The sequence below is a fragment of the uncultured Amaricoccus sp. genome (genome assembly GCF_937858865.1).
Lineage (GTDB): Bacteria > Pseudomonadota > Alphaproteobacteria > Rhodobacterales > Rhodobacteraceae > Amaricoccus.
Genome location: NZ_CALLYO010000537.1, coordinates 1 through 5,707, shown reverse-complemented (window position 1 = coordinate 5,707; position 5,707 = coordinate 1). Strand labels below are relative to the sequence as shown.

Sequence of the window (5,707 nt, the reverse complement as noted above, 5' to 3'; positions counted from 1 at the left end):
GGATCGAGCTCGCCGCCGGCCAGACGCTGACCCTCGACGCCTCGGTCCTCGACGGCCTCGCCCCCGGCACGGCGGCCGCGACCGTCGCGCTCGGGCCGCTCGCGGCCTTCGACGTGCCCGGCCTCCTGACCGCGCTCGAGGCCTATCCCTGGGGCTGCACCGAGCAGACCGTCAGCCGCGCCATGCCGCTCCTCTACTTCGCCGCCACCGCCGAGGGGCTCGGCATCGCAGGCGCCGACGAGATCGGCAGGCGCCTCGACGGCGCGATCCGCGACGTCCTCGCCAACCAGGCCGGCACGGGCGCCTTCGGGCTCTGGAACGCGGCCGCGAGCGGCGACGGCTGGCTCGACGCCTTCGTCACCGACTTCCTGTCGCGCGCCCGCGCGCAAGGCCACGCGGTTCCCGACCGCGCCTTCCAGGCCGCGCTCGGCAACCTCGCGAACCTCGTCAACGCCTACGGCGACTTCGAGAAGGGCGGCGAGGATCTCGCCTACGCGCTGATGGTGCTCGCCCGCGAGGGCCGCGCCGCCATCGGCGACCTGCGCTACTACGCCGACACCCGCGCGGACGCCTTCGCCACGCCGCTTGCCCAGGCCCAGCTCGGGGCGGCCCTCGCACTCGCCGGCGACCAGCCGCGCGCCGACGCGATGTTCCGCCGCGCCGGCCTCGCCGCGGCGTCGGGCGAGCCCGAGCAGCTCTATCGCACCGACTACGGCAGCGGCCCGCGCGACGCGGCCGGCGTCCTCGCGCTGGCCGCCGAGGCGGGCAGCGATGCCGTCGACCGCGAAGGGCTCGCCGCCATCGTCACCGCCCCCGGCGCCGAACGCTCGACCCAGGAGCAGCTCTGGACGCTGCTCGCCGCGCACGCGCTCGCCGGGGACGCCGCGCTCGGCGGCCTCCGCATCGACGACGCCCCGGTGCCCGGCCCGGCGCTGCGCCTGACCCCCGCCGACCTGCCGCTCCGCGTGACCAACAGCGGGCCGTTGCCGACCCTCGCCGTCGTCACCGCCTTCGGCATCCCGACCCAGCCCGAGCCCGCCCAGGGCAACGGCTACCGCATCGAGCGCCAGCTCCTCACGCTCGACGGCGCCCCCGCCGATCCCGCGGCGATCACCCTCAACGACCGGCTGGTCGCGGTGGTGACGGTGATGCCGGAGCGCGACCTGCAGGCCCGGCTGATCGTCTCCGACCCGCTGCCGGCCGGGCTCGAGATCGAGAACCCGAACCTCCTGCGCTCGGGCGAGACCGGCCAGCTCGCCTGGCTCTCGGCCGACGACGTCGCCACCTACACGGAGTTCCGCGCCGACCGCTTCGCCGCCGCGGTGGACTGGCAGGGGGCCGAGCCCTTCCGTCTCGCCTACATGGTCCGCGCCGTCTCGCCCGGCAGCTTCCACCGCCCGGCGGCGAGCATCGAGGACATGTACCGCCCGGCCTACCGCGCCCGCACTGACACCGGCACGGTGACGGTCCGGGAATGACCCGCGGCCTTGCGGCGGTTCTCGCGGCGCTGGCCCTCGCGGCCGGTGCCCTGGTCTGGCTCGACCGCTGGATCGACGCCACCGTCCTGCCGCCGCTGGTGCCGAAGACCTCCGCCGTCGTCCTCGACCGCCACGGCACGCTCCTCTCCGCCTATACCGTCGCCGACGGCCGCTGGCGCCTGCCCGTCCCGCTGGACGCGGTGGACCGCGGCTACCTCGCCCAGCTCGTCGCCTTCGAGGACCGCCGCTTCCGCAGCCACCCCGGCGTCGACCCCCTGGCGCTCGCCCGCGCCGCGGCCCGGTCGCTCGCCGCCGGCCGCATCGTCTCCGGCGGCTCGACGCTGACCATGCAGGTTGCCCGCCTGCTCGAGGAAGGCCCGACCGGCACGCTTTCCGGCAAGCTCCGCCAGATCCGCGTCGCCCTGGCGCTGGAGCGGCGGCTCGACAAGGACGCGATCCTCTCGCTCTACCTGACCCTCGCCCCCTACGGCGGCAACCTCGAGGGCATCCGCGCCGCGAGCCTGGCCTGGCTCGGCAAGGAGCCGCGCCGCCTGACGCCCGCCGAGGCCGCGCTCCTCGTCGCCCTGCCGCAGTCGCCCGAGGCCCGCCGGCCCGATCGCGCGCCGGAGGCCGCGCGGGTGGCGCGCGACCGGGTGCTGGCCCGCGCCGCTGCGGCCGGCGCGCTTGACGCCACCGAAGCGTCCGCCGCGCGAACTGAGCCGGTTCCGACGCTCCGCCGGCCCTTCCCCGCGCTCGCGCCGCACCTCGCCGACCGCCTGGTCGCCGTCCGGCCCGGCGCCGGGGAGATCGCGACGACGCTCGACGCCGGGCTGCAGTCCCGGCTCGAAATCCTTGTCGCCGAGCGCGCCCGCGTGCTCGGCCCCGGCATCAGCGCCGCGCTCATCGTCGCCGACCACCGCACGGGCGAGATCCGCGCCCGCATCGGCGCCGCCGACCGTCTCGACCCGAGCCGCGGCGGTTTCGTCGACATGAGCCGCGCCGTCCGCTCGCCCGGCTCGACACTGAAGCCGCTCGTCTACGGCCTCGCCTTCGAGGCCGGTATCGCCCACCCCGAGACGGTCATCGAGGATCGTCCCATGCGCTTCGGCAGCTACGCGCCGCAGAACCTCGACCGGACCTGGCTCGGCCCGATCACCGCCCGCATCGCGCTCCAGGCCTCGCGCAACCTGCCGGCGGTCGCCCTCCTCGACGCCGTCGGCCCCGCCCAGCTCATGGCCCGCCTGCGCCGCGCCGGCGCCAGCCCGCAGCTCCCCCCCGGCGGCGGCCCGGGCCTCGCCATCGCCCTCGGCGGCGTCGGCCTGACGCTCGAGGACCTCGTCCGCCTCTATGCCGCGATCGCCGACGGCGGGACCGCGCGCCCGCTGGCCGAAACCTCCGAGCCGGCGCCCGCGGCCCCTGCCCGGGTCCTCGACGGCGTGCCGGCCTGGTACGTCGCCGACATCCTCCGCGGCACGCCGCCGCCCCCGAACGGCGTCGCCGGCCGCATCGCCTACAAGACCGGCACCAGCTACGGCCACCGCGACGCCTGGGCGATCGGCTTCGACGGCGCCCACGTCGTCGGCGTCTGGTTCGGCCGCCCCGATGGCGCCCCGGTGCCCGGCGCCCTCGGCATCGAGGCCGCCGCCCCTGCGCTCTTCGACGCCTTCGCGCGCCTCGCCCCCGAGCCCGTCGCCCTGCCACCGCCGCCGGCCGGCGCGCTGACCGTCACCACGGCCGAACTGCCCGCGCCCTTGAGCGCCTTCCAGGCCCGCGGCGCCGCGGACGCCCGCGGCGGTCCGGAGATCGCCTTTCCGCCTGAAGGCGCCCGCGTCGACCTCGGCCTCGGCCGGGGCGCCGGCCGCCCGCTTGCCATCCGCCTCGGCGCCGGCGTCCCGCCCTTCCGCTGGCTCGTCGACGGCGCCCCGATTCCGGTCGACCCCTTTGCCCGCCAGGCCGAATGGCGCCCCGACGGCGTCGGCTTCGTCGACCTCGCCGTGATCGACGCGACCGGACGCACCGCGCGGACGAGTGTCTTCCTGCAATGACGAGGTCGCCAACGCCCTGCAGACGGCGCTCCGCAGCGGCCTGCCGCTCCCGACGCCCGATGGCGAGCTGCTGCTAGCTTCTTCCAGGTGAATGGTTCGGTCCGTCGCGCGCGCTCCGCGCGACCCGTGTTGATCTCTGGTCACGGCCGCAAATCGTATGGCCGCTTTCCAGCCCCTTTCCGGCCGCATTCCAGTCCGCCCAAGCCACTGTTAACACGAACGGAATTCCCTCGATCCCGATTCAATCTGCCGACGGCCGTATGACCTCCGCCACGGCGCTCGAGGTGCCGCTCCTCGGGCGCGACCGGTAGCGGCACTCCTTGCGCCCCGGGCCGCGGCTCCCTAACAAGCGGACCATGACCATCCGTCTCGCCACCTGGAACATCAACTCGGTCCGCCACCGCGAGGAGGCCGTCCTCCGCTTCCTGCGCGAGGAGAACCCGGACGTCCTCTGCCTCCAGGAGACCAAGACCCCGGTCGAGAAGTTCCCGCTCGAGGGCCTGCACGCCCTCGGCTACCGCCACGTGGCGGTGCGCGGCGAGAAGGCCTACAACGGCGTCGCCATCCTCTCGCGCCTGCCGCTCGAGGAGCTCCCCCACCGCGACTTCTGCACCCGGGGCGACGCCCGCCATGTCGCCGCCCGCCTCCCCTCCGGCACCGTGGTCCACAACCTCTACATCCCGGCCGGCGGCGACCTGCCAGACCCGGCGCTGAACCCCAAGTTCGCCCACAAGCTCGACTTCCTCGCCGAGCTCCGCGCCTGGGGGGCGGAGGCGCCGCCGGAGCGGGCCATCCTCGTCGGCGACCTCAACGTCGCCCCGCGCGAGGACGACGTCTGGAGCCACAAGCAGCTCCTCAGAATCGTCTCCCACACCCCGGTCGAGGTCGAGGCCTTCACCGCCGCACAGGCCGCCGGCGGCTGGGTCGACGTCACCCGCGCCCACATTCCGGACGGCCGCCTCTATTCCTGGTGGTCCTACCGCGCCCCCGACTGGCAGGTCGCCGACAAGGGCCGCCGCCTCGACCACATCTGGGCCACCCCCGACCTCGCCGAACGCTCCGGCGCGAGCCGCATCGCCCGCCACGTGCGCGGCTGGGAGACGCCGAGCGACCACGTCCCGGTGATCGCGGAGTTCGAGGCATGATCGAGAGCCGCATCGAGGGTCCGGTCGGTCGCATCACCCTCGCCCGCCCCGAGGCGCACAACGCCCTTGACCGGGAGGCGATGGCGGCCCTCACGGCGCTCCTCGCCGACTGGGCCGGCCGCAACGAGCTGCGCGCGCTGGTCCTGACCGGACGCGGCAGGAGCTTCTGCGCCGGCGCCGCCCTCGGCGACGTGGGTGCCGGCGACTGGACCGAGAACCCGCTCACCCGGCTCTGCGACGCGCTCGAGGCCTTCCCGGTGCCGACCGTCGCGGCGCTGAACGGCGGGGCCTACGGCGGCGGGGTCGAGCTCGCACTCGCCTGCGACTTCCGGGTCGGCGTCACCGGGATGCGCGCCTTCGCGCCGCCGGCCAGGCTCGGCATCCACTACGAGCCGGCCGGCATCCGCCGCGCCGTCGACCGGTTGGGCAGCCAGGCGGCCCGGCGCCTCTTCCTCCTCGCCGAGACCTTCGAGGCCGAGGCGCTCCTCGCCATGGGCTTTCTCGACCATCTCGTCGCACCCGAGGCGCTGGAGACCAGGGTCGGCGAGATCGCCGGCCGCATCGCCGGCCTTGCCCCGCTGGCGGTGCGCGGGATGAAGCAGACCATCCTCGAGCTCGGCCAGAACCGCCTCGACGCCGCGGCGGCGCGGGAGCGCATCGCCACCTGCTTCGCCTCTGCCGACCACGCCGAGGGCCTCGCCGCCCAGCGCGAGCGCCGCGAGCCCCGCTTCACCGGCCGCTGAGCGCGCGCGCCGCACGCATTGCAGCGGTTTGCATTTATCGTGATCAGCCCTTTGTGATCGGTCCGAACCTGCCGTTCGACACGAGCCGGAATTGCGCACCGCGAGGCGCTGGAGCCGTCGTTCGGTTCGCTGCGGTGGTCAGCCGGGCAGCCAGGCGCCGTGCAGGCCCTGCGGCACGCGCTGGGGCATGCGGATGACCGCGACCGGCGCCTCCTCGATCCGGGCGGCGTCGAGGAGGGCGAGGTCGCTGGTGCCGGCGGCCGGATCGTAGAGGTAGGTGGCGAGCCAGCCCGCGT

At 75.4% G+C, this 5,707-nt stretch carries 4 protein-coding genes and 1 pseudogene; 4 read left to right on the top strand and 1 reads right to left on the bottom strand.

What is annotated here, in order from left to right; genetic code table 11:
• The 4 genes and pseudogenes from Q0112_RS15830 to Q0112_RS15815 form a co-directional block, all read left to right on the top strand.
• Window positions 1–1,478: pseudogene (locus Q0112_RS15830) on the top strand (alpha-2-macroglobulin family protein); the annotation flags it as partial.
• Window positions 1,475–3,523: a penicillin-binding protein 1C gene (pbpC, locus tag Q0112_RS15825; RefSeq protein ID WP_297976941.1), complete on the top strand. Its 2,049-nt coding sequence runs from the start codon at window positions 1,475–1,477 to the stop codon at window positions 3,521–3,523. The pseudogene Q0112_RS15830 and the gene pbpC, both read left to right, overlap by 4 nt.
• A 356-nt stretch (window positions 3,524–3,879) precedes the next feature.
• Entirely contained in the window at window positions 3,880–4,668 is a 789-nt protein-coding gene (locus Q0112_RS15820) for an exodeoxyribonuclease III (protein WP_297976940.1), read from the top strand.
• Entirely contained in the window at window positions 4,665–5,411 is a 747-nt protein-coding gene (locus Q0112_RS15815) for an enoyl-CoA hydratase-related protein (RefSeq protein WP_297976939.1), read from the top strand. Before Q0112_RS15820 ends, Q0112_RS15815 begins: the two co-directional genes overlap by 4 nt.
• Before the next feature lie 138 nt (window positions 5,412–5,549).
• Here Q0112_RS15815 and Q0112_RS19480 read toward each other — a convergent pair.
• Window positions 5,550–5,707: carotenoid oxygenase family protein (locus Q0112_RS19480; protein WP_367278481.1), on the bottom strand; the 158-nt coding region annotated here is incomplete at its 5' end.

Coding starts and splice junctions, on each gene's coding strand:
- pbpC (WP_297976941.1), top strand. CDS start 1,475: ATGACCCGCGGCCTTGCGGCGGTTCTCGCGGCGCTGGCCCTCGCGGCC.
- Q0112_RS15820 (WP_297976940.1), top strand. CDS start 3,880: ATGACCATCCGTCTCGCCACCTGGAACATCAACTCGGTCCGCCACCGC.
- Q0112_RS15815 (WP_297976939.1), top strand. CDS start 4,665: ATGATCGAGAGCCGCATCGAGGGTCCGGTCGGTCGCATCACCCTCGCC.